Origin of the sequence: Pseudoalteromonas marina, from assembly GCF_000238335.3 — a bacterium.
GTDB lineage: Bacteria > Pseudomonadota > Gammaproteobacteria > Enterobacterales > Alteromonadaceae > Pseudoalteromonas > Pseudoalteromonas marina.
Genome location: NZ_AHCB03000005.1, coordinates 1,068,356 through 1,091,008, shown reverse-complemented (window position 1 = coordinate 1,091,008; position 22,653 = coordinate 1,068,356). Strand labels below are relative to the sequence as shown.

Here is a 22,653-nt window from a genome sequence, read left to right as displayed (position 1 = left end):
ACCTATGCTACACTGGCAAAATACGGTGTAGCATTTTCTAAATAATAATAAACAGCGATTAAATTCACATGGAAAAAATACTTATCGTTGATGATAACCCGGCTGTTTTAGAGGCATTATCATTACTACTGGAAATACATAACTTTAATGTAGTTACCGCAACAACGCCCTTTGAAGCGATTCAAATTGTGCAGTACCAACGCATTGCTCTCGTTATTCAAGATATGAATTTTACCAGCGATACTACCTCAGGCGAAGAAGGTAAAACTTTGTTTTATGCGCTGCGTGAAGAGAACCCACACCTCCCTATTATACTAATAACCGCTTGGACTGAATTGTCAACGGCTATTGAACTCGTTAAAGCAGGTGCAGCCGATTACCTTCCAAAGCCATGGGATGACCACAAGCTTCTTACGTGCATTAATAATTTAATAGAGCTGGGGCGCACTAAGCAACTTGTAGCCACGCACAACCGCCAACAAAAAGAGCGAGATGATAAATATAACACTGCTAACTTAGCAGGCCTTATTTTTAAAAGTACCGCAATGGAGCGATTGGTCACAATGGCATTACAAGTGGCTAAATCTGATATTTCTGCACTTATAACAGGCCCTAATGGCAGTGGTAAAGAGTGTATTGCCACTATTATTCAAAAAAACTCTTCACTAATAAACCAACCCTTCATAAAGGTAAACGCTGGCGCCCTACCCCAAGAGCTTTTGGAGGCTGAATTGTTTGGTGCTGAAGCAGGTGCTTATACTGGTATAAGCAAGCAACGTATAGGTCGTTTTGAGGCAGCCGATGGTGGAACATTATTTTTAGATGAAATTGGCAACTTGCCACTTTCTGGGCAAATGAAGTTGCTAAGAGTGTTACAAACAGGTGAATTTGAACGGTTAGGGTCCACACAAACGCGCAAAGTAACTGTACGTGTTATATCAGCCACCAACGAAAATTTATTACAAGCAATAACCGAAGGGCGTTTTAGAGAAGATTTGTACTATCGCCTTAACGTTATTGAGTTAAACGTACCTGCGCTTTGTGAACGCGTTGATGATATTGCGCCACTCATTAATCACTTTTTACCACATAGAGAGCTAAGTATTGATGCAGAGCAAGCCCTTAATCGATACCAATGGCCAGGTAATGTAAGAGAACTTGAAAACGCCTGTAAACGTGTTGGTGTAATAAAGCCTAACGGTTTGCTTAGTGCTGAAGATTTTGGCCTAACCCCGTCGTCGCTAATAAAAAATAACGACGTAAAAAAAGAACCTACAAAATTCGAAATTGAACAATCAATACGCGCTAATCAGGGGGTTATAGCCAAAGTAGCACGAGAGTTTGGTTTAAGCCGCCAAGCACTGTATAGGCGCTTACAAAAAATGGGTATTGATTACTAATGTTTAATTTTATTAGTGGCTTATCGTTAACTCAAAAAATAATGGCTATATGTGTTTTATGCAGCGTTTTACCTGTTGTTAGCATTACAATAATTGCACAACATCCGCTGTATTACTCTGTGTTATTGGTCATAGCAGCTATGCTAATAAGCCTCTTGCTAGCTAGAGCCTTAACAAAGCCTATTAAGCTAGGGTTGCAATCGCTAGAAACCGGCTTACTTAATTTTAAAGATGGTGAGCTTTCTAGTTTATTAGCCTATAAAAACAACGATGAGTTAGGAAAACTATGTCAGCTTTATAATCAAACGGCAAAACAACTTCGGCAAGAAAAACAGTGGATTTATCAACGAGAGTTAATGTTAGATAAAGTATTACAGAGCTCTCCACAAGCACTTTTACTTGTTAACGATAACAAAACTGTTGTATTTAGTAATTTAGTCAGCCGCACTTTATTTAATAGCAAAACACAACTAGAAGGCACGCAGCTTCACCAATTATTGTCTGATGCACCTATTCAGCTTACTAATGCTATTGAACAAGGCGTGGATGGCTTGTTTAATATTGAAGTAGATAGTCACGATTCTCAAACTTGGCATTTATCGACTGGCGAGTTTTTGCTTAACAATCAAAAACATCACTTATACATATTTAAACAACTTACCCGTGAACTCAGCCGCCAAGAAGTAGCAGTATGGAAAAAAGTTATTCGAATAATAAGCCACGAGCTCAATAACTCTCTTGGCCCTATGTCATCAATGCTGCACAGCGCTCAGCTTTTAGCTAGCCGCGTAGATGAGCCTCGCCTTGCACGAGTGTTTTCAACAATCGATGAAAGAATAAGCCACTTGACTGAGTTTGTTCAAGGCTACGGCAAATTTGCAAAGCTCCCTACACCACAAAAATCAGCGATAAATTGGCAAAACACATTAAATGATCTGAATAGACAATGGCAGTTTAGCTACACAGTAAGCAGCACCCAAAGCATATTACATGCAGATCAGGCACAACTTGAACAGCTGCTTATCAACTTACTCAAAAATGCACACGAGTCAGGCTCAAGTCCGTCTAAAATAAACATAGATGTAACGTTCTTTAGTAATACTTGCGTAGTAGATGTAAGCGATGGCGGAAAAGGCATGAGTGAGCAGGTTATGGCCAATGCCCTTGTACCTTTTTACTCTACAAAAAGTACAGGAAGTGGTTTGGGGTTAGCTTTGTGCAGAGAGATTGCTGAAGCACATAAAGGACAAATAAGCTTACATAATAAATTAAGTGGTGGTCTAAACGTGCAAGTTACCCTGCCGTGCAGATAAGTGGTGTTGTAAAAATACTAAAAACAATAAAGCCACTTAACGTGGCTTTTATTATCACAGAACTATAGAAATAGCGCTCGCAATATAAGATTACTCAGCGTCAGCTTCTTTGTACTTAGCCGCTGTATCTGTGATTAACGGTTGTAATTCACCACGTTGGAACATTTCGATGATGATATCACAACCACCAATTAGCTCACCCTCAACCCAAAGTTGTGGGAATGTAGGCCAATTTGCGTACGCAGGAAGCTCAGCACGAATGTCTGGGTTTAGTAAAATATCAACGTATGCAAACGGTTCGCCACACGACATAAGTGCTTGTGAAGCTTGTGAAGAAAAACCACAGTTTGGTAACTTAGGTGACCCTTTCATGAAAAGGATAATTGGGTTTTCTGAAATTTGCTGTTTAATTTTATCAATGGTTTCCATCTACAACCTCAAAGTAACGATAGCTAAATATACTTAGGTCTTGAAAATAACTCATCGTGACCATAAATATATAACTTAAAATGGGCAAATAAAGCCACAATTGAAATAGTCTTTCGCAATAGCATTGCTGTTTGCTTAAACTTGAGTAAAATACTCAACAATTATAGTAACACTATATTCCCACTTGGTATAGGTAAGTGGTCTGTTTCAACAGGCATTACGTATCACCAAATGGACTATCAACTAAAAAAGATGGAGATAAAAAATGGCATTTGAACTACCGTCACTACCATATGCAATCGACGCACTTGAGCCACATATTTCAAAAGAAACATTAGAGTTTCACCACGGTAAGCACCACAACACTTACGTTGTTAAGCTTAACGGTTTGATCCCTGGTACAGAGTTTGAAAACAAATCTCTAGAAGAAATCGTATGTTCATCAGAAGGCGGGGTATTTAACAACGCAGCGCAAATCTGGAATCACACGTTTTACTGGAACAGCCTATCTCCAAATGGCGGCGGCGAGCCTACTGGCGCAATTGCAGATGCAATTAACGCTAAATGGGGTTCTTTTGATGCGTTTAAAGATGCATTAAACGACAAAGCAGTAAATAACTTCGGTTCAAGCTGGACTTGGTTAGTAAAACTTGCCGATGGCTCTTTAGACATCGTTAATACATCTAACGCTGCTACACCACTTACTGACGACGGCGTTACACCTGTTCTTACTGTAGATTTATGGGAACACGCATACTACATTGATTACCGTAACGTGCGTCCAGATTACCTTAAAGGTTTTTGGTCACTTGTTAACTGGGAATTTGCAAACGCAAACTTCGCTTAATTAGCACTTACCGCTAATTTAAAAAAGACGCTAAAGCGTCTTTTTTTATGCCTATTATTTATACTTTTAAACTCTGTCATTTGACAAAATAGTCTTCTTCAACATGATCTTTTTTCACTTAAATTTTTAATTTTATTCCACAAACATAGACTTTCGCGACTAGACTTTAAAATGTAAGCACCTTTTACAGCGGGTTTCGGAGGTTATTATGACGATTTTTGAGCATTACCAAGCACGTTACGAAGCGGCACAAGAAGAAGAGTACAGTATCGCCGAGTTTCTTGAGATATGTAAAACCGATAAATCTGCCTACGCGAGTGCACCAGAACGCCTTTTAATGGCCATAGGTGAACCCACAATGGTTGATACCGCAACGGACGCACGCCTCAGTCGGTTATTTTCAAATAGAGTAGTTGCACGCTACCCTGCCTTTACCGATTTTTATGGTATGGAGGATGCCATTGAACAAATTGTTTCTTATTTAAAACACGCCGCTCAAGGGCTTGAAGAGTGTAAACAAGTTCTCTACCTATTAGGTCCAGTCGGCGGTGGCAAATCATCTATTGCTGAAAAACTAAAGTACCTCATGCAACAAGTACCCATCTATTCAATTAAAGGGTCGCCGGTAAACGATCATCCATTATCTCTGTTTGATCCCATTGAAGACGCTAATGTGCTAGAGCAAGAATACAGTATTAAGCCACGTTATTTAAAAACAATTATGTCACCGTGGGCAGGCAAACGGCTGAAAGAGTTTAATGGCGATATAAGTGCGTTTAAAGTGGTAAAACGTTACCCATCTATTCTGAATCAAATAGGCATCGCTAAAACAGAGCCTGGCGATGAAAACAACCAAGATATATCCGCATTAGTAGGTAAAGTAGATATACGTCAGCTTGAACATTTTGCGCAAAATGACCCCGATGCTTATGCTTACTCGGGTTCACTTTGTATGGCAAATCAAGGCTTGATGGAATTTGTAGAGATGTTTAAAGCCCCTATCAAATTACTCCACCCACTACTAACGGCCACGCAAGAAGGTAATTACAATGGGACTGAAGGTATTAGCGCTCTTCCCTTTAATGGCATGATCCTCGCTCATTCAAACGAATCTGAATGGCAAACCTTTAAAAATAACAAAAATAATGAAGCCTTTTTAGACCGTGTATACATAGTCAAGGTACCTTATTGTTTGCGTGTCACTGAAGAAATTAAAATTTACGACAAACTTCTTCAGCATAGTGAACTTCATAGCGCTCCTTGCGCGCCTGGCACCTTAAAAGCTTTGGCACAATTTACAACTCTTTCACGATTAAAAGAGCCTGAAAACTCAAGCCTGTATTCTAAAATGCGAGTGTACGATGGTGAAACACTCAAAGACACTGATCCAAAAGCAAAGTCGTATCAAGAGTATCGCGATTACGCAGGGGTGGATGAAGGCATGACGGGCCTTTCTACTCGCTTTGCATTTAAAATTTTATCTCGGGTGTTTAATTTTGATAACACAGAAGTGGCCGCAAACCCTGTTCACTTATTTTATGTACTTGAACAACAAATAGAGCGTGAACAATTCAGCAGCGATGTTGAAGAACGCTACTTGAGCTTTTTAAAAGGCTATTTAATCCCTCAGTATGTTGAATTTATTGGTAAGGAACTTCAAACTGCGTATTTGGAATCATACTCAGAATATGGGCAAAACATATTTGATCGCTATGTTATTTATGCCGATTTTTGGATTCAAGATCAAGAATATCGTGACCCTGATACAGGCCAATTATTTGACCGAGCTGCACTCAATGCAGAGCTTGAGAAAATTGAAAAACCAGCGGGCATTTCTAACCCTAAAGATTTTCGTAACGAAATAGTCAATTTTGTACTACGCGCACGGGCTCATAACAATGGCAAAAACCCGCTGTGGACGAGTTATGAAAAATTACGCACTGTCATTGAGAAAAAAATGTTTTCAAACACAGAAGATCTGTTGCCTGTTATTTCGTTTAATACTAAAACCTCAGCTGAAGATCAGCAAAAACACGAAGACTTTGTTAATCGCATGGTCGAGAAAGGCTATACACAAAAGCAAGTCAGATTGTTATCTGAGTGGTACCTACGTGTTAGAAAATCACAATAACCTTCATAGTTGTGGTTTTAGGAGGTCATTATGGCGCATTTCATAGACAGACGTTTAAACGGTAAAAATAAAAGCACCGTAAATCGTCAACGCTTCATTAGGCGTTATAAAAAACAGATAAAAGAAGCGGTGTCAGATGCAATAAATAAACGCAGTGTAACCGACTCTACATCGGGGGAAAGTATATCTATTCCGCAACGTGATATCAGCGAGCCTATCTTTCATCAAGGTAAAGGCGGGAATAAAAAACAAATACACCCAGGTAACGATCAGTTTGCAACAGGTGATAAAATAGAGCGACCAAAAGGTGGTCAAGGTGATGGTTCTGGACAAGGTGAGGCAAGTGACTCTGGCGAAGGGCAAGATGAATTTGTGTTCTCTATCTCAAAAGATGAGTACCTCGATTTACTTTTTGAAGATTTAGAACTTCCTAATCTTCAAGAAAATCAACTTGATAAACTTGTACAAATGAAAACTCACCGAGCCGGTTTTTGCAGTGAAGGTATGCCAAGTAATATTGATATTGTTCGTTCGTTACAAGGATCACTTGCTCGACGTGTTGCGATGAGCGCTGGAAAAAAGCGCCGCTTAGCCGAGTTAGAAACTCAGCTAAAAATATTAATACACGAACCTCATAGCGATAAAGCCGCTGTTGCACTTTTACAAAAAGAAATAAACCTACTCAAACAGCAAATTAAAGCTGTGCCTTTTATTGATAACTACGACTTGCGTTTTAGAAATTATGAGAAGCTCCCCCACCCCACCAGTAAAGCAGTTATGTTTTGTATTATGGATGTGTCAGGCTCTATGGACCAAGCCACAAAAGATATGGCAAAACGATTTTATATTTTACTATATCAATTTTTAACTCGCAGTTATAAAGACATTGAAGTGGTCTATATCCGTCATCATACGCAAGCGACTGAAGTAGACGAACAAACATTTTTTTACTCTCAAGAAACTGGGGGAACTATCGTATCGAGCGCACTTAAACTGATGGATAAAATAATTAAAGAGCGTTACAACGCAGACGAATGGAATGTATATGCAGCACAAGCATCTGACGGTGATAACTGGGCTGACGATACTCCTCATTGCGGACAAATATTACGTAATAGCCTTTTAGATGCTGTTCGCTATTTTGCCTACATTGAAATCACAACACGTGCTCATCAAAGCCTATGGCGAGAATATTTAAATATTACGCAAACACATTCCAACTTTGCCATACAGCACATTCAAAGTGTTGAAGACATTTACCCTATATTTAGGGAGCTTTTTAAAAAAGGTCGGCAACAACAAGGGGCTGCATAACCAAGCGAGGTATTAATATGAATACTAAACGAATGAGTGACGGCCCTGACTGGACTTTTGATTTGTTAACTGAGTATCAAACAGAAATAGCCCGCGTTGCAGACTTTTACCGGTTAGACACTTACCCTAATCAGATAGAGGTGATCACCGCCGAACAAATGATGGATGCGTACTCAAGTGTTGGGATGCCTATTGGTTACAACCATTGGTCTTACGGGAAAAAATTCATCCAAACAGAGCAAAACTATAAACGCGGGCAAATGGGCTTGGCGTATGAAATAGTGATTAATTCAGACCCCTGTATTGCATATTTAATGGAAGAAAATACGTTACCGATGCAAGCACTAGTTATGGCGCACGCATGTTATGGCCACAACTCTTTTTTTAAAGGTAATTATTTATTTAAAACATGGACCGATGCCAGCTCTATCATTGATTACCTGGTATTTTCTAAAAATTATATACGTCGCTGCGAAGAAAAATACGGTGTAACAGCAGTAGAAACCTTACTAGACTCATGCCACGCACTCATGAACTATGGCGTTGATCGTTATAAACGCCCGCAACAAATTTCGTTATTCGAAGAGCAAAAGCGCCAAGAAGAACGCGAGGCTTATTTGCAATCTCAAGTGAACGAATTATGGCGAACAATCCCCGAACATCACCAAGAAGCAAAAAAGAAAGAACGCCACTTTCCTCAAGAGCCGCAAGAAAATATCTTGTATTTTATAGAAAAAAACGCACCACTTTTAGAACCTTGGCAACGTGAAGTTATTCGTATAGTGCGTAAAATATCACAATATTTTTACCCACAAAAACAAACACAAGTAATGAATGAAGGCTGGGCCACCTTTTGGCATTACACCATTTTAAATCACCTATATGATGAAGGTAAACTTACCGACTCATTTATGCTGGAATTTTTACAAAGCCATACAAATGTTGTTTATCAACCACCTTACAATAGTCAGTATTATTCAGGTATCAACCCATATGCTTTAGGCTTCAATATGATGGTTGATATTAGGCGACTATGCGAACACCCAACGGAAGAAGATAAAAAGTGGTTTCCTGAATATGCCGGAAGTAATTGGCTTGATACCCTTCATTTTGCTATGCAAAACTTTAAAGATGAAAGCTTTATAAGCCAGTTTTTATCCCCTAAATTAATTCGCGACTTTAAGCTTTTTACACTTATTGATAACGCAAGCGCTCCGCATTTAGAAATAGGCGCAATTCATAACGACAATGGATATAAAGCGGTAAGGGAAGCGCTTTCGGCTCAATATAACTTAAGTAATCATGAACCTAACATTCAAGTGTACGATGTTGATATCAGAGGGGATAGAGCGCTTACGCTTAGGTATGTGCCGCACAATAATATACCTTTAGCAAATACACATGAGGAAGTACTTAAGCATCTTTATAGATTATGGGGATTTAAAGTAAAACTTGAACAACTCGACAATAATGAACAAGTAACAGCAGTTGGGCAATGCCCTAAAGATGACTCTCGACATACAACCGAGTGATTAAACTCAGAGCGGCAGACTAAAAATAATTAATAAAAAATGACGCTTAAGCGTCATTTTTTATATCGGCATAGGCAGTTACTTTATTTCGTCCATTCTTTTTAGATTGATACATAGCTTTATCTGCAGCTTCTATCCAGCGCTCATGGTCTTTAAACTCATTATTAAAACAGGCAAAACCAATACTTACTGTTACTTTAACTTCAAGTTGTTTATACATAACAGGACTTTGCTCAATTAATACCCTTAAGCGTTCAGCAAAAATTTCAGCCCCCTTTTCATCGGTATCTAATAAAGTAACTACAAACTCCTCACCACCGTACCTTCCTGCGATGTCCGTTTCGCGTAGTGTCGTTTTTAAAAGTTTTGACAAGTGGCGTAGTGCTTCATCACCACACGTGTGGCCATATTCATCATTTACGACTTTAAATCGATCGATATCAAACATCAGCAATGCACTAGAACCGCCATTGCGCTTAGTACGCAAAAACTCTTGCTTGAGCGTACTCTCCCAATGACCACGGTTATACAATTGAGTGAGGCTATCTGTTTGGCTTACTTGCTCTAGGCGGGCATTTAAATCCTCTAATTCTTTTTTATTTACCGCAATATCAGTTACATCATATAAAATAATACATATATGACTGACTTCTGCACGAATATTAGTTAAAGGTATAAAGGTTGCATTTTGATACATATACTCGGCTTTACCAGTGATAGGACGGTAATTTTTAAACCTAAATATATAAGGTTGCTGTTCCCATATTGTGAATGAGCGATTTTTTAAAACAAATACTGATTCAGATTTACTTCTAAACCATTTTTCGTCTATTGCAGGAAACAAATCAAATAAATCTTTATGCTTTACCGCACTTGGTAATAAGCCGGAATGGTTTTCCATGAACCCATTCCAAACACACACTCGGTAATCTCTATCAAGTACAACAAGACCCACATCAACGGTATTAAACATATCCATTAACCAATGGATCTCATTCATATCTAAATCAGCAGCCATAACTTAATCTTCTAATAGGTAAGCAACTTTGTATTTCAAAGTTTTTAGTGAGTCTTCGGTAAATAACAACATTAAATCACAGTTTATGTTGTGATTTTCAATGCCATAGCTAATTTCAATTGCAAGAGTGCGTTGCCAACGAGACTTGTTTGCTTTTACCAGTTCAGACACATCTCTATGCTGACCTAACACAATTGGGTGTCCTTGGCTGAATGACATGTCGAGCTGCTTAGAAAGACCCGTAAGAATTGCACCAATAAGGATATTACTAATATCCATTAGTAGCTCAAGCTCAACGTTATCGGTGAGTACACCGTCATAATTCATTAAAGACGCAATTTCTTTAAAACTAGAATCGTTGAGTAATAATAATGCTTCGCCAGATACACCACCACCTATAAAGCCCTGGCACACACCAGAAGTAGACGCATTATTATCTATGGAGCGAAGTGCCATATCTAGCTCACTCACCTCGAGAATATTTACATTAGGGATTGGTAATTCGACAAATACATTGAGTAACCTTGCTAGTAAGTCACCAGCCTGCCCCATTGCGACATTCGTCAGTTCTTGGTAGATGTCTCGAACGTCAGGGTCAACTTGCTCACCTAATGCATGGGACAAGCGTTCACGCATAGCTTTGTCTTTAATTCCATGATGCTCTATTATTTCAGCAAGCTTTTCTGGTGAGCAGGGTTTTTGAATAAAATCGATAGCGCCTAAATCAAGCACTCGTTGGTGGGCATTAGGTTGTATGTCGCCAGATACCACAACAGTAAGCACATTTAAGCCTAACTCTTTTATTGCCATCAACACTTCATACCCGTCCATTTCAGGCATGTTTAAATCAAGGAATAGAATTTCTGGGTCAACCGCTTTTATTTGCTTTATGCAATCAACACCGTTAATTGCAAACTCAACCTTTATGTCCCAGTCTTCCGGCAATGAGCGAGCTAACTGGCGCCTCGCTAATTTGGAATCATCACATACTAATACTGATGTTGGCATACTATCTCTCTATTTTTAAACCAAGTATTAACATCACAAAATGATAGTGGCTTTTATTTTTATTATTTAAGATATTTTTTGTAACTATATGTTAATCAAAGTTTCAGCGGTTTACAATTTATAAATCTCATAACTAATTCTTAGCAAGCAAGAACGCATAATCGCTTGGTTACTCATACGCAGTATAATACACTGTCGCTTATTGCGTTAATTTAAAAGGAATACCTTATGTATCGTACGTTCGCGTTTGTGCTGAGTGCATTTTGCTCCGTTGCTATGGCAGCCGATTACCCAGAAAATACACTAGATGCAGGAAAAGTGTCAGTACAGGGCAAACCAATTACTTTAATGGGTGAAGGTGTCTCAGTAGGTGAAAGTGCGCCTGACTTTAAAGTAGTTGATGGTAACTTTACGCCTGTAACGCTCAAAAACTACAAAGGGCAAGCATTACTAATTAGCGTAGTACCAAGTTTAGATACCGGTGTGTGTAGTTTACAAACTAAGCACTTTAACGAAAAAGTGGCGCTAGAATTTCCAAGTATTGAAATATTGACTGTAAGCGCTGATTTACCGTTTGCCCAAAAACGATTTTGTAAAGCAGAAGGTATAGATAAAGTCATCACATTATCTGATTCGGTATGGCGTGATTTTGGCCAAAAATATGGTGTGATTATAAAAGATATGGGACTTCTAACGCGCTCTATTTTTATACTCGATAAGAGTCACAAAGTGATTTATAAGCAATTAGTGAGTAACCTATCTACCGAGCCAGAATATGACAGCGTAATAGAAAAGCTTAAAACCTTATAGGTCTTTCTGTAAAACAAAAAAACCGCCAGCTGGCGGTTTTTTTGTACGCTTTAAATTAACCTAAAAGCTCACCTAACTGTGCACTTACAACTTCTACGGCTTGTGTACCGTCAAGTTTATGGTACTGCGTGTTGCCTGCAGCTGCTTCAGCTTGGTAGTAATCAACCAACGGCATAGTTTGCTCATGGTAAATACCTAGACGTTTACGCACAGTCTCTTCTGTGTCGTCAGCGCGCACAATTAACTCTTCACCTGTTTCATCGTCTTTACCTTCCACTTTTGGTGGATTGTAAACAACATGGTAAACACGACCCGAGCCAGGATGAACACGACGTCCGCCCATACGCTCTACAATTACTTCATCAGCAACATCAAATTCAATAACGTGATCAACTACTACGCCATTTTCTTTCATTGCATCTGCTTGTGGAATGGTACGTGGAAAGCCATCTAGTAAAAAACCTTTTTCGCAATCAGCTTTAGCAATACGCTCTTTAACTAAACCAATAATGATATCGTCAGAAATTAGCTGACCTGCGTCCATTACTTTTTTTGCTTCTAAGCCAAGTGGAGTGCCTTCTTTAATTGCAGCACGTAGCATATCGCCAGTCGAAATTTGTGGAATACCGTACTTGTCCATTAAAAACTGAGCTTGAGTACCTTTACCTGCACCCGGCGCGCCCAAAAGAATAATGCGCATATCATTGTCCCCTAGTATGAGAGTTTATTTTTAAAGCCTGAATTCTTCCATAAGCGCCGCTGATACTCAAGCAACTTATACTAATTGCCTAGTTTATAGCGCATAAAAAAAGGAAGCCTCGGCTTCCTTTTTTAATATGTACAATATTTATACTTTTATTAACTTAATATAAATTTATTTGCTTAGCTCTAACATTAATTTATTTAGGCGTGTAACAAACCCTGTTGGGTCTTTTAATGTTCCGCGCTCTGCAAGTAATGCTTGGTCTAATAGTACATGTGACCATTGTGAAAATTTATCTTCATCTTGTTCGTCATTTAAATGTTTCACAAGTTGATGCTCTGGGTTTAGCTCAAACACAGGCTTAGCCTCTGGCGCCGCTTGACCAACAGACTCCATTAGCTTTTGCATTTGCGAACTCATGTCGTTGTCATCACTTACAACACATGCTGGAGAGTCAGTTAAACGGTGTGTGAAACGCACTTCTTTAACATCATCTCCTAAGGCTGTTTTAATGCGTTCTACTAAGCCGGCCATCTCTTTTTCAGACTCTTCTTGGGCTTTCTTTGTCTCTTCATCATCAAGCTTGCCTAGGTCTAAGTCACCACGTGTGATTGACTGAAGTGGCTTATCTGCAAACTCAGTTAGGTGGCTCATCATCCACTCGTCAACACGGTCGCTTAGTAATAATACCTCAATGCCTTTTTTGCGGAAAATCTCTAAATGCGGCGAGTTTTTAGCAGCGGTAAAGGTATCGGCTACCACGTAATATATTTTATCTTGCCCTTCGTTCATGCGCTCAACATATTGCTCAAGCGACACATCTTGCGTCTGTGAATCTGTATGAGTAGAAGAAAAACGAAGTAACTTGCAAATCGCTTCTTTATTTGCAGCGTCTTCCGCTGGGCCTTCTTTCATCACCTGACCAAACTCATTCCAAAATACTTGGTAATCGTCAGCTTTGTTTTTAGCCATACGCTCAAGCATTTTAATGATACGCGAGGTACACCCTTTACGAATCGCTTGGGTTACTTTGTTATCTTGTAAAATTTCACGCGATACATTTAATGGTAAATCGTTTGAATCTAATAAACCCTTCACAAAACGTAAGTAGCTTGGCATAAACTGCTCAGCATCATCCATTACAAACACACGTTGAACGTATAGTTTTAAACCACTTTGACGCTCACGGTTCCATAAATCGAAAGGGGCTTTTTTAGGGATATATAAAAGGCTAGTGTACTCAGTTTTACCTTCAACTTTATTATGTGCCCAGCTTAGCGGATCTTCCCAGTCATGGCTCACATGCTTGTAAAACTCTTTGTATTCTTCATCAGAAAGCTCTGATTTATCACGCGTCCACAATGCCGTGGCGCGGTTAATACTTTCCCACTCACCAGGTACTGCTGGAATCTTTTCGCCATCTTCGCCTTCAGATTCTGGTACTTCTGCTTTGTACATTTGTACAGGCGTAGAAATATGATCAGAGTATTTAGTCACAATGCTACGTAAACGGAATTCGTCTGCAAATTCTTTTTCGTCTTCGCGAAGGTGTAAAGTAATTTCGGTACCACGGCCTTCTTTCTCAATTTCTTGCAGCGTGTACTCGCCTTCACCTTTAGACTCCCACTCATAAGCAGTTGTTTCACCCGCTTTACGTGTGCGAACAGTCACTAAATCAGCAACAATAAATGCAGAGTAAAAACCAACACCAAACTGACCAATAAGTTGTGAATCTTTGCTCTGATCGCCCGTTAAGTTTTTGAAAAACTCAGCAGTGCCCGATTTTGCAATAGTGCCTAAAGAGTTAATCACTTCTTCACGCGTCATACCGATGCCGTTATCTGAAATAGTAACGGTATTGGCCTCTTTATCTGCGCTGATACGAACGCGAAGGTCTGCATCACCTTGGTAAAGATCACCATTTGAAAGCGCTAAAAAACGTAGCTTGTCGGCTGCATCTGATGCGTTTGATACAAGCTCACGTAAAAAAATCTCTTTGTTTGAATAAAGAGAATGAATCATTAAGTTTAATAGTTGTTTTACTTCTGTTTGAAAGCCTAATGTTTCTTTTTGTGCTGCAGTCATTTATATATCTCCAATTAGCAAAGTGTCTGCGTTATGCACTTAATATGGGGGGAGCTAATAGAACTTCAAGGGAAAAAATTAAAAAATGTAATGTTAATTCACACTAAAATGGGCTTGGGCAATGGATGTGAATTGCTTGATTTGTAGTGGGATGTTCAAAAAACAGATCGCTTGCATGCAACTGTAGACGTTTTGATAGCTTTTCACTTTGTGCATTCTTATACAGGTCGCACCCTAAAATAGGGTGGCCTATAAAATAACTATGTATGCGTAGCTGATGAGTACGCCCAGTCAAAGGAGAAAAGCGTACATAAGTTCTAACAGGGTTAGCAAGGCGCTTAATAACGTTAAACTCGGTAACAGCTGGCTTCCCCTCTAGTTTACAAATTTTTACTCGCGGAAATAACTGTGTGTCTTTAGCAATGGGCGCATCAATTTGCCCTCTATCTTCGCTTATACACCCCTGCAGCACTGCTACATAATGCTTTTTTACACTACGTAATTGAAACTGCTTATTTAAATGTTTTGAGCTCACATCGTTTAGGCTTACAAGCATTATTCCCGATGTGCCTAAATCTAATCGATGAACTAATTTAGCCTTTAAAAAGGCCGGCGTTAACCCTTTTTGCCCATTTACTAGACGATAATGTACTGAGTCCCAGTTTTCTGAATTTTTCCCTGATAAACTCAGCAACCCGCTGGGTTTATTAATGACTAAAATATCGTTATCTTGATACAAAATACTAAATGTATCTTTGCATTTTGGCGCTATAAAATTATCGACAATAGGGTTTGATTGGCTGCTTTTCATGCCTATTAATCATTATCTTTAGAGTAAAGTAGTTTTAAATCTAACACTCGTTGACGCAGATTATCCGCTTTTGCTTTATTTGCCGCAACAGGCTCACCAACAGATACAGAGACTAGCGACCATTTTAAACGAGGTAATTGCCACTTTGTTTTTCGGCTAAACATACTGCCCCAAAGCCCACCTAAATGCACAGGCACAACAGCAACAGGCGTTCGCTCAATTATTCTCTCTATACCTCTTCTAAACATATCAACACAGCCATCACCTGTTAATTTACCCTCAGGGAAAATACCTACAAGCTCGCCGCGTTCAAGTGCCTCTGCAACATCGTCAAACGCCTTTTTAAAAGCTTCAGGGTTTGCTTTTTCGCTATCAATCGGTATTGCTTTAGCCATTTTAAATAACCAGTGCAGAGCAGGAGAATAATAAATTGGCGCAAAAACCATGAAACGAATTGGTCTTGGTGACGCTGCTAAAATAAACATCCAATCAACAAAGCTGACATGATTGGCAACGATAACCGCTGCACCTTCCTCTGGTATATTTATTTCGCCTCTGGTTTTCACGCGATACATGCAAATAGCTAAAATATAGATAATAAAACGCAAGAAAAACTCAGGTACTTTGGTATAAATATACAATGAAATCAGTAAGTTTAACCCTGCAAGTAAAAGCAATAATTCTGAGATACTCCACTCTAAAATAGACAATGTCACAATACTTAAAATGGCACTGCACACCATAAACAGTGCATTAAGTACGTTGTTAGCGGCAATAACACGAGACCGACACGCCTCTTCTGTTCTTTGTTGTATCAAAGCATACAAAGGAACAGTATAAAAACCTGATGCTATACCAATACCGGCCATCCACACAAAGTGCCAGCGCATATCGCCAGTATTTAATACCTGCTTTAAGGTTAATAGTTCATCGATTTGCACACCATAACTTAAAATAGCGGGCTCTGTACTGAGCAAGTATAAAAATAGGGTAATTAAGATGGCACCAAAGGGCACAATGCCTAACTCAATACGCGAACGCGAAAGCTTTTCACATAATAAAGAACCAATAGCAATACTTAACGAAAATACCACCAGCGCACTGGTTACTACTAATTCGTTACCGCCCATTACGTGCTTAACATAGTTTGGTAATGTAGTTAGCACAATGGCGCCTATTAACCAAAACCAGCTTATACCTAAGACTGATTTTCCAACAGACTCTGTTTGCGAATTAAGTGCTGAAAACACATTTTTTGTAGATGTATAAATATTGTAGGTAAACGCTAAATTAGGTTCATTCGCTGCACTTATTGGTATAAAGCGGCTACTCACATAACCTAATACTGCGAGCACGAGTACTGCAATGCTAATAATTTCGGGGCCTACGTTTTGCGTAATGTAATAAGTCCCAAAAATAGTCCCTAGTAAAATGGCAACAAAGGTACCCGATTCAACTAACCCATTCGCTTTTGTTAATTCGTTCGGGGCAACGTGCTGCGGTAAAATAGAATATTTTAACGGACCAAAAAATGTACTTTGAAACCCCATGAAAAATATAGTGGTGAGCATAAGCCAAATAGACTGGGTATAAATAGATAGTGCCCCTACAACCATAATAGGAATTTCGCAAAGTTTTACAAACCTGATTAATTTTGATTTTTCTGTTTTCTCAGCAAGCTGCCCTGCCATACCCGAAAATAAAAAAAACGGTAAAATAAATAAGCCTGCTGCTATGTTTGAATAGAGCGCACCATCGGCCAATGTTGCAGCTTGAAAAACCAGTAAAATAAGCACCGACTGCTTATAGACATTATCGTTAACGGCAGAAAAAAACTGGGTAATAAACAAAGGTAAAAATCGCTTACTATTAAGTAAGCCGCTTTGATTTGTTGAATGCGTTTTCATTGTGATCCTTACGTTTTAACTCTAAATAAACCTATCTCAAAAAGGGCTTTGATTACTTAGCCGTCAAATTAACTGCATACTATTTTTAGCTAGCTTACCTTAAAAACAAAAAAGCCTACATAAATTAATTACGTAGGCTTTTACATATCTTTTCAAACAGTCGCTTTAATGAACTATTCTTGTGTAACCACGCGGCGACCACTAAATGCATGCATTAGGGTTCTACCATCAACTAAATCAAGTTCGCCTCCAACCGGAATACCGTGCGCTATTCGCGAGGCGCCCACATTATTTTTGTGGCAAAGCTGGGCAATATAATGCGCAGTCGTCTCACCCTCAACACTAGGATTAGTTGCTAGTATTACTTCGTTAATGCCGCCTTGAGAAAGTTTTTGCTCTAAAACATCTAAGCCTATTTCTTTAGGGCCAATACCATCAATGGGTGATAAATGCCCCATAAGGACAAAATATAAACCTAAATACTGACCCGTTTGCTCAATGGCAAGTACATCAGTAGGCGACTCAACAACACATAACTTACCGCTGTCTTGGCGTTTTGTGCTCAAGCAAATGTCACACTGAGGTTGCTCACAAAAAGTTCGGCACGTTTGGCAATGACCTATTGCTGTCATTGCCTTAGTAAGCGCGCTACCTAGTTGTGTACCACCTTTGCGATCACGTTCAAGCAAATGGAATGCAATACGCTGTGCAGACTTTGGGCCAATACCCGGTTGACACCGCAATGCTTCAATAAGCTGATTTAAACTATCTGAAAGTTGCATTGTTTGTTAAAACGGCATTTTCATACCTGGTGGTAATTGCATACCGCCAGTTACTTTGCTCATTCGTTCTTGCGTTTCTTCAGCTACACGGCGCACAGCATCGTTACATGCCGCTGCAAGTAAGTCTTCAATCATGTCTTTGTCGTCTTCCATAAGGCTTTCATCAAGCTCTACGCGACGAACATTGTGGTTACCAAGCATGGTTACTTTAACTAAGCCTGCACCTGCTTCACCAACAACTTCCATTGTTGCAATTTCGTCTTGGGCTTTTTGCATGCGCTCTTGCATTTGCTGCGCTTGCTTCATCATGTTACCCATTCCACCTTTAAACATAATTTTCTCTCTTTCTTTTAATCTTTAATTGTCATGAAGATAAGGGCGATTGTATGTAATTACAATGCCTGAATACTGTTTTCGTCAATTTCGGCGCTAAATAACTGTTGAAATTGTACTATGTTTTCGTCACTTGTGATCACATCTATTGCTTGCTGATGGCGCCCTGCATCTATTTTTTGTTGAATTAAATAAGGCGAATCGATAACCCCTTGAGCAAATTTTATACTCAGCGACACATTGTGATCGTAAATACTCGATAATGCGGCATCAAGTTTTTGACGAAGCATTGGCGTATCTAGGTGTTTTTGCGATTCATCAACATCTATATGTAAGTTACTTCCCTGCTTCGTAAAAATTGAATGCAGCGCAAATTGGCGCATTCGTCCACCCAGCCCCATACGTTTTATCAAATAAGCCCACTCGTCTTGCTGATGAGCAAACTTTATTTCACTTATTGGGCTTTGAAAATCATCTGGAACCGGAATACTTTCCTCTTGTGGAGCTGGAGCAGGCACACTTTGAGGATTAATTTGTTCTAGTAACTCAGGCGCTAAATTTTCAGTGATTGTTTGATGCTTAGCTTTAAAATCAACTTTTTGTGCTTTTGTAGCGACTACACTGGGGCGTTTTGCTTGGCTCCCGCTAACAGGGAGCTCAGACTTTTTTTCATGCTCGCCTGTATTGTAGTCATCCCACGGCGGTGGGTTAGTAGATTGCACAGAAGCCGTTTGAGGGTGTTCTGCGTTTTCAGAATGAGTGTGTATATCTTTATTAGTGGCTTCACTTTGCTCTGCAATTGGCGAACCAACCAGCCTGTTATTTTGCTCATTATTAGCAGTTTCAGGTTTTTCAGACACTGGCGGCTGAGCTATATTATTACCCGATAACCTGCCTGAACCTGATATATTTCTGTCACGTAAGATGCGTGCAATGGCCGATTGTGCCTGAGACTCTTTATCATGCAGTGAAGGTGCATCCAAAGAGACTGGAGCGCTTGGAGATTCAGCCTGTTGCGATGTACTTTGAGCTTGAGGATTAAAGCCTTGATCTAGCGCGCTACTCATTACATCATCGAATTGTGCAGCTAATGTTTGCTCTACATCATTGTGCTGCATGTACGCTTCATTTTCGCTGTTACGCTGTGCTTGCTCATCACTTATTTGCTTCGCAGGTGTATTTTGGCTCGTTTCAGTTTGAGCCTCTTCGTTTTCAACCTGTAAATGCTCTACGTGAGCAGAATCAACAGGCGTGTCAGTAGCCGTGGGGGTTACTTGCTCATGCTGTTCTGCACTTATAATCGATTTTTCAGCTGGTTGCTGTACAATGTTTGTGTCGCTATGATTAGCAGCGTTATTAGTACTTTCAGGCTTATTTTTACTTAAAATATCGCGCAGTGCATTGGCTCGGCTTTCAGTGTTACGTGCCGGCAATTGAGGCGTGCTTATCTCGTCCTGCTGATTTTCGTTTCCTGCAGGCTGAAATGCAAGTAACCTCAGCAAAATCATTTCGAACCCTAAACGTGGCTCAGGGGCCCATTGTAAATCTTTTTTACCGTTTAAAAGTAACTGGTAATAAACCTGCACTTGCTGTGCACTTGTGTGTTCTGCAACATGCTTTATGTAATCTGCATTGGTCTCATCAAGCCCAGCAGCTTGAGGCACTAATTGGGTAAGCTGGGTTAAGTGCGTTAATGAAATTAAATCATCAAGTAAAGCTATATAATTTGGGTTTTTGCTCGCTACATTTGCTATTTCGCTCATGAGCGCAGCGCCATCTTGACTTAGTAATGCTGCTAATAAACTTTGGCTGTAGTGTGTATCCATTAAACCAAGCATAGCTTGAACCGCTTGATTATTAATATCACCATTCGTTTGTGCTATAGCTTGATCGGTTAAGCTAAGCGCATCGCGCATACTGCCATCTGCAGCTTTTGCAATAACGCTAAGTGCATCGTTATCAAAGCGCAGTTGCTCTTGCGTCAAAACGTGTTGAAGCTGTGTTTTAATTTCACTTTGCGATAAGGCGTTTAAATTAAACTGTAAACATCGCGATAAAATAGTAACGGGTAACTTTTGGGGATCGGTGGTTGCGAGTAAAAATTTCACATGCTCTGGCGGTTCTTCAAGCGTTTTTAAAAGCGCATTAAAACTATGCTTTGAAAGCATGTGAACTTCATCTATTAGGTATACTTTGTAACGCCCGCGCGTAGGTGCGTATTGAACGTTATCAAGTATTTCACGCGTATCTTCTACTTTAGTACGAGAGGCAGCATCAATTTCTAGCAAGTCAATGTAGCGCCCTGCTTCAATATCTGTACAGCTGCTACATTGCCCACAAGGAGATGCCGAAATACCTTCGTCGCAATTTAAGCTTTTTGCAAAAATACGCGCAATAGTTGTTTTACCAACACCTCGGGTTCCAGTGAATAAATACGCGTGGTGCAGTCTATTTTGTGTAAGCGCATTAACAAGCGCTTGTTTAACATGAGACTGCCCAACCAATTCATGAAAGGTTTGTGGACGCCATTTTCTCGCTAGAACCTGATAACTCATCGATTATTCGCCTTCGAATTCAACCAACTTTAAGATTTTGATACCCATTTTTTCAATGCGTTGTTCGCCACCTAATTCAGGCAATGATACAACAAATGCTGCATCAGTAGCCTCACCGCCTAACTTATTAACTAGTTTAGCAGTCGCTTCAATAGTACCGCCAGTTGCTAGAAGGTCATCAACAAGGAGTACCTTATCACCGGGTACAATTGCATCAACATGAAGTTCTAGCGTGTCTTCACCGTATTCTAATAGGTAATCTTGGCGAATAACTTCGCGCGGTAATTTGCCAGGCTTACGCACTGGAATAAAAGGAATACCTAAAGCATAAGATAAAGGCGCACCAAAAATAAAGCCACGTGATTCTGTGCCAATAATTTTTGTAAAACCTTGGTCTTTATATTCGGTTATAAACGCATCAATAGTAGCCTTGAACGCTTCAGGGTTGGCCATTAATGTAGTTACATCGCGAAACATAATGCCCGCTTTAGGATAATCAGCAATTGTTGCAATGCTGTTTTTAATAATTGCTGGTGTTACTTGAGTCATAAGTTTTACTGCTCAATGGTTGATATTACAAAGCAGGTGATTATAACCTTAAGTGAACTTTAATTGCGAGTTTGCTGTGACTTTAACGAAAATATTGAACAGTTATAGAGGATAGAAAAGCAAAGCATTAAGGCTGATGCTGACAACAGCCTTAAACTATAAATACGTTTTAGGTTAAGCTGGTGATCCAACCTAAAATTGCATTTAAACAACCAATACCTGCAAATACCGCTAGAAAAGCAATAAAATAAGTAGCGTTAAACGGATCTTTAAAATCTTTATCATCTGACATGGTACAACCTTTTATTAAGCACGATAAATAAGGCTGCCATGATAGACGATGTAAAAACATCAATAAAGGCCTTAATCTTGATTTTTTGTCACTATTACACCGCGTTCAATCAGCGCATTGAGTGTCACAAGGGCCCCTTGTGTTATTTGCTCTTCGTTAAACTGAGGAGCCTGCATAATCACCTGTTGGCATAGATTATCAAATGTAATGCCTTCAACGCTTTCAATGATAGAGAGTAATAAAGCCGTCATTGCATTAGTTGCTAAAAACTGTACTTCATCTTCTTCATCTCTATAAACAACAAAATAGTTAGGTACAGTCGATGGTTCTTTTGGCCGGACCTGGTCACTTATAGTTTGCACTGGATATTGATAACTCAAATTTCTCGCTACGCTTGATAGAAATAATGGACTTTTAGTTAACGCTGTTTGTTGTAGTTTTCTCTCATTGGGGTCTTCGTTTGCTATTGAAACGTCAAGCTCTATCCATTCATAATGCGCAAGTTCTAACATAAAAGCAGGATCATAGCTTTTCATTTCATAACTACTGGATAAGTAATTAATAAATTCCCCTGCTATATCTAAAAAGTATGGTGATTGACAATTATATTCACTAAAAAACTGCCTAATCAATTTGTTCCATTGTTTGTCACTATAAAGCGTTTTTAACACTGGATAACCAGAAGAAATGAATCCCTCTATGTTATTAAAGAATAAGTCGCGATATATAGCCATGCGTCTATCTTCAATATCAGTTGGCTTTTTATTTTTTTTTGGCTCACGTATGTGCGCCATAAATTCATTTTGAACATCTATAAAGCTCATAGCTTGATAC

General features: G+C 39.4%; 20 protein-coding genes. 7 read left to right on the top strand and 13 right to left on the bottom strand.

All coding sequences use genetic code 11. The annotated features are described in order from the left end of the window. Positions 1 to 68: 68 nt before the first annotated feature. Entirely contained in the window at positions 69 to 1,400 is a 1,332-nt protein-coding gene (locus PMAN_RS05180; RefSeq protein ID WP_010557603.1) for a sigma-54-dependent transcriptional regulator, read from the top strand. Next, positions 1,400 to 2,713, top strand: coding sequence for a sensor histidine kinase (locus PMAN_RS05175; RefSeq protein WP_010557602.1), 1,314 nt, complete (start codon positions 1,400 to 1,402; stop codon positions 2,711 to 2,713). The genes PMAN_RS05180 and PMAN_RS05175 overlap by 1 nt, the downstream gene beginning before the upstream one ends. A 90-nt stretch (positions 2,714 to 2,803) precedes the next feature. Here the strand turns inward: PMAN_RS05175 and PMAN_RS05170 are convergent, their stop codons facing one another. Beyond that, on the bottom strand, positions 2,804 to 3,142 hold the full coding sequence (locus PMAN_RS05170) for a Grx4 family monothiol glutaredoxin (RefSeq protein ID WP_010557601.1): 339 nt from the start codon (positions 3,140 to 3,142) through the stop codon (positions 2,804 to 2,806). Positions 3,143 to 3,407: 265 nt separating this feature from the next. Between PMAN_RS05170 and PMAN_RS05165 the strand changes: the two genes are divergently transcribed. The 4 genes from PMAN_RS05165 to PMAN_RS05150 all read left to right on the top strand — a co-directional run bounded on the left by PMAN_RS05165 (position 3,408) and on the right by PMAN_RS05150 (position 8,966). Then, positions 3,408 to 3,989 (top strand): superoxide dismutase, encoded by a 582-nt coding sequence (locus PMAN_RS05165; protein ID WP_010557600.1) that lies wholly within the window; start codon positions 3,408 to 3,410, stop codon positions 3,987 to 3,989. Between the two features lie 208 nt (positions 3,990 to 4,197). Continuing rightward, positions 4,198 to 6,120, top strand: coding sequence for a PrkA family serine protein kinase (locus PMAN_RS05160; RefSeq protein WP_010557599.1), 1,923 nt, complete (start codon positions 4,198 to 4,200; stop codon positions 6,118 to 6,120). Positions 6,121 to 6,150: 30 nt separating this feature from the next. After that, a complete protein-coding gene (locus PMAN_RS05155; RefSeq protein ID WP_010557598.1) occupies positions 6,151 to 7,434 on the top strand; it encodes a YeaH/YhbH family protein in 1,284 nt (427 codons plus the stop codon). A gap of 17 nt (positions 7,435 to 7,451) precedes the next feature. Next, complete coding sequence (locus PMAN_RS05150) at positions 7,452 to 8,966, top strand: SpoVR family protein (RefSeq protein ID WP_010557597.1); 1,515 nt, start codon at positions 7,452 to 7,454, stop codon at positions 8,964 to 8,966. Positions 8,967 to 9,012: 46 nt separating this feature from the next. On the opposite strand, the gene PMAN_RS05145 is transcribed toward PMAN_RS05150, so the two are convergent. Further along, positions 9,013 to 9,984, bottom strand: a complete 972-nt coding sequence (locus tag PMAN_RS05145) for a sensor domain-containing diguanylate cyclase (protein ID WP_010557596.1) — start codon at positions 9,982 to 9,984, stop codon at positions 9,013 to 9,015. Between the two features lie 3 nt (positions 9,985 to 9,987). Further along, a complete protein-coding gene (locus PMAN_RS05140) occupies positions 9,988 to 10,992 on the bottom strand; it encodes a response regulator (protein WP_010557595.1) in 1,005 nt (334 codons plus the stop codon). A gap of 228 nt (positions 10,993 to 11,220) precedes the next feature. On the opposite strand from PMAN_RS05140, the gene tpx reads away from it, so the two are divergent. Next, complete coding sequence (tpx, locus tag PMAN_RS05135; RefSeq protein WP_006792402.1) at positions 11,221 to 11,802, top strand: thiol peroxidase; 582 nt, start codon at positions 11,221 to 11,223, stop codon at positions 11,800 to 11,802. A gap of 55 nt (positions 11,803 to 11,857) precedes the next feature. Here tpx and adk read toward each other — a convergent pair whose 3' ends face one another. From adk to PMAN_RS05090, 10 genes are all read right to left on the bottom strand, one after another. After that, complete coding sequence (adk, locus tag PMAN_RS05130) at positions 11,858 to 12,502, bottom strand: adenylate kinase (RefSeq protein WP_006792401.1); 645 nt, start codon at positions 12,500 to 12,502, stop codon at positions 11,858 to 11,860. A 174-nt stretch (positions 12,503 to 12,676) separates the two neighbouring features. Then, positions 12,677 to 14,590: a molecular chaperone HtpG gene (gene htpG / locus PMAN_RS05125; RefSeq protein ID WP_008127682.1), complete on the bottom strand. Its 1,914-nt coding sequence runs from the start codon at positions 14,588 to 14,590 to the stop codon at positions 12,677 to 12,679. Between the two features lie 103 nt (positions 14,591 to 14,693). Further along, positions 14,694 to 15,401, bottom strand: coding sequence for an RluA family pseudouridine synthase (locus tag PMAN_RS05120; RefSeq protein WP_010557594.1), 708 nt, complete (start codon positions 15,399 to 15,401; stop codon positions 14,694 to 14,696). 5 nt (positions 15,402 to 15,406) lie between these two features. Further along, the gene (locus PMAN_RS05115) at positions 15,407 to 17,308 is read right to left on the bottom strand and encodes an MFS transporter (protein ID WP_010557593.1); all 1,902 of its coding nucleotides are present in this window, start codon (positions 17,306 to 17,308) and stop codon (positions 15,407 to 15,409) included. A gap of 173 nt (positions 17,309 to 17,481) precedes the next feature. Beyond that, a complete protein-coding gene (gene recR, locus PMAN_RS05110; RefSeq protein WP_010557592.1) occupies positions 17,482 to 18,090 on the bottom strand; it encodes a recombination mediator RecR in 609 nt (202 codons plus the stop codon). 6 nt (positions 18,091 to 18,096) lie between these two features. After that, on the bottom strand, positions 18,097 to 18,423 hold the full coding sequence (locus tag PMAN_RS05105) for a YbaB/EbfC family nucleoid-associated protein (RefSeq protein ID WP_006792396.1): 327 nt from the start codon (positions 18,421 to 18,423) through the stop codon (positions 18,097 to 18,099). A 59-nt stretch (positions 18,424 to 18,482) separates the two neighbouring features. Next, a complete protein-coding gene (gene dnaX, locus PMAN_RS05100) occupies positions 18,483 to 20,978 on the bottom strand; it encodes a DNA polymerase III subunit gamma/tau (RefSeq protein ID WP_010557591.1) in 2,496 nt (831 codons plus the stop codon). A gap of 3 nt (positions 20,979 to 20,981) precedes the next feature. Further along, positions 20,982 to 21,527 (bottom strand): adenine phosphoribosyltransferase, encoded by a 546-nt coding sequence (gene apt / locus PMAN_RS05095; RefSeq protein ID WP_006792394.1) that lies wholly within the window; start codon positions 21,525 to 21,527, stop codon positions 20,982 to 20,984. Between the two features lie 169 nt (positions 21,528 to 21,696). Further along, positions 21,697 to 21,819: a hypothetical protein gene (locus PMAN_RS19210; protein WP_008132255.1), complete on the bottom strand. Its 123-nt coding sequence runs from the start codon at positions 21,817 to 21,819 to the stop codon at positions 21,697 to 21,699. 71 nt (positions 21,820 to 21,890) lie between these two features. After that, positions 21,891 to 22,643, bottom strand: a complete 753-nt coding sequence (locus PMAN_RS05090) for an HvfC family RiPP maturation protein (RefSeq protein WP_010557590.1) — start codon at positions 22,641 to 22,643, stop codon at positions 21,891 to 21,893. Between the last annotated feature and the right edge of the window lie 10 nt (positions 22,644 to 22,653).

Excerpts from the sequence above, each read along its gene's own strand:
- PMAN_RS05140 (WP_010557595.1), bottom strand. The coding sequence starts at position 10,992 with ATGCCAACATCAGTATTAGTATGTGATGATTCCAAATTAGCGAGGCGC.
- PMAN_RS05115 (WP_010557593.1), bottom strand. The coding sequence starts at position 17,308 with ATGAAAACGCATTCAACAAATCAAAGCGGCTTACTTAATAGTAAGCGA.
- PMAN_RS05090 (WP_010557590.1), bottom strand. The coding sequence starts at position 22,643 with ATGAGCTTTATAGATGTTCAAAATGAATTTATGGCGCACATACGTGAG.
- tpx (WP_006792402.1), top strand. The coding sequence starts at position 11,221 with ATGTATCGTACGTTCGCGTTTGTGCTGAGTGCATTTTGCTCCGTTGCT.
- adk (WP_006792401.1), bottom strand. The coding sequence starts at position 12,502 with ATGCGCATTATTCTTTTGGGCGCGCCGGGTGCAGGTAAAGGTACTCAA.
- recR (WP_010557592.1), bottom strand. The coding sequence starts at position 18,090 with ATGCAACTTTCAGATAGTTTAAATCAGCTTATTGAAGCATTGCGGTGT.
- PMAN_RS19210 (WP_008132255.1), bottom strand. The coding sequence starts at position 21,819 with ATGTCAGATGATAAAGATTTTAAAGATCCGTTTAACGCTACTTATTTT.
- PMAN_RS05155 (WP_010557598.1), top strand. The coding sequence starts at position 6,151 with ATGGCGCATTTCATAGACAGACGTTTAAACGGTAAAAATAAAAGCACC.
- apt (WP_006792394.1), bottom strand. The coding sequence starts at position 21,527 with ATGACTCAAGTAACACCAGCAATTATTAAAAACAGCATTGCAACAATT.
- PMAN_RS05145 (WP_010557596.1), bottom strand. The coding sequence starts at position 9,984 with ATGGCTGCTGATTTAGATATGAATGAGATCCATTGGTTAATGGATATG.
- PMAN_RS05150 (WP_010557597.1), top strand. The coding sequence starts at position 7,452 with ATGAATACTAAACGAATGAGTGACGGCCCTGACTGGACTTTTGATTTG.
- PMAN_RS05160 (WP_010557599.1), top strand. The coding sequence starts at position 4,198 with ATGACGATTTTTGAGCATTACCAAGCACGTTACGAAGCGGCACAAGAA.
- htpG (WP_008127682.1), bottom strand. The coding sequence starts at position 14,590 with ATGACTGCAGCACAAAAAGAAACATTAGGCTTTCAAACAGAAGTAAAA.
- PMAN_RS05180 (WP_010557603.1), top strand. The coding sequence starts at position 69 with ATGGAAAAAATACTTATCGTTGATGATAACCCGGCTGTTTTAGAGGCA.
- dnaX (WP_010557591.1), bottom strand. The coding sequence starts at position 20,978 with ATGAGTTATCAGGTTCTAGCGAGAAAATGGCGTCCACAAACCTTTCAT.
- PMAN_RS05170 (WP_010557601.1), bottom strand. The coding sequence starts at position 3,142 with ATGGAAACCATTGATAAAATTAAACAGCAAATTTCAGAAAACCCAATT.
- PMAN_RS05175 (WP_010557602.1), top strand. The coding sequence starts at position 1,400 with ATGTTTAATTTTATTAGTGGCTTATCGTTAACTCAAAAAATAATGGCT.
- PMAN_RS05165 (WP_010557600.1), top strand. The coding sequence starts at position 3,408 with ATGGCATTTGAACTACCGTCACTACCATATGCAATCGACGCACTTGAG.
- PMAN_RS05120 (WP_010557594.1), bottom strand. The coding sequence starts at position 15,401 with ATGAAAAGCAGCCAATCAAACCCTATTGTCGATAATTTTATAGCGCCA.
- PMAN_RS05105 (WP_006792396.1), bottom strand. The coding sequence starts at position 18,423 with ATGTTTAAAGGTGGAATGGGTAACATGATGAAGCAAGCGCAGCAAATG.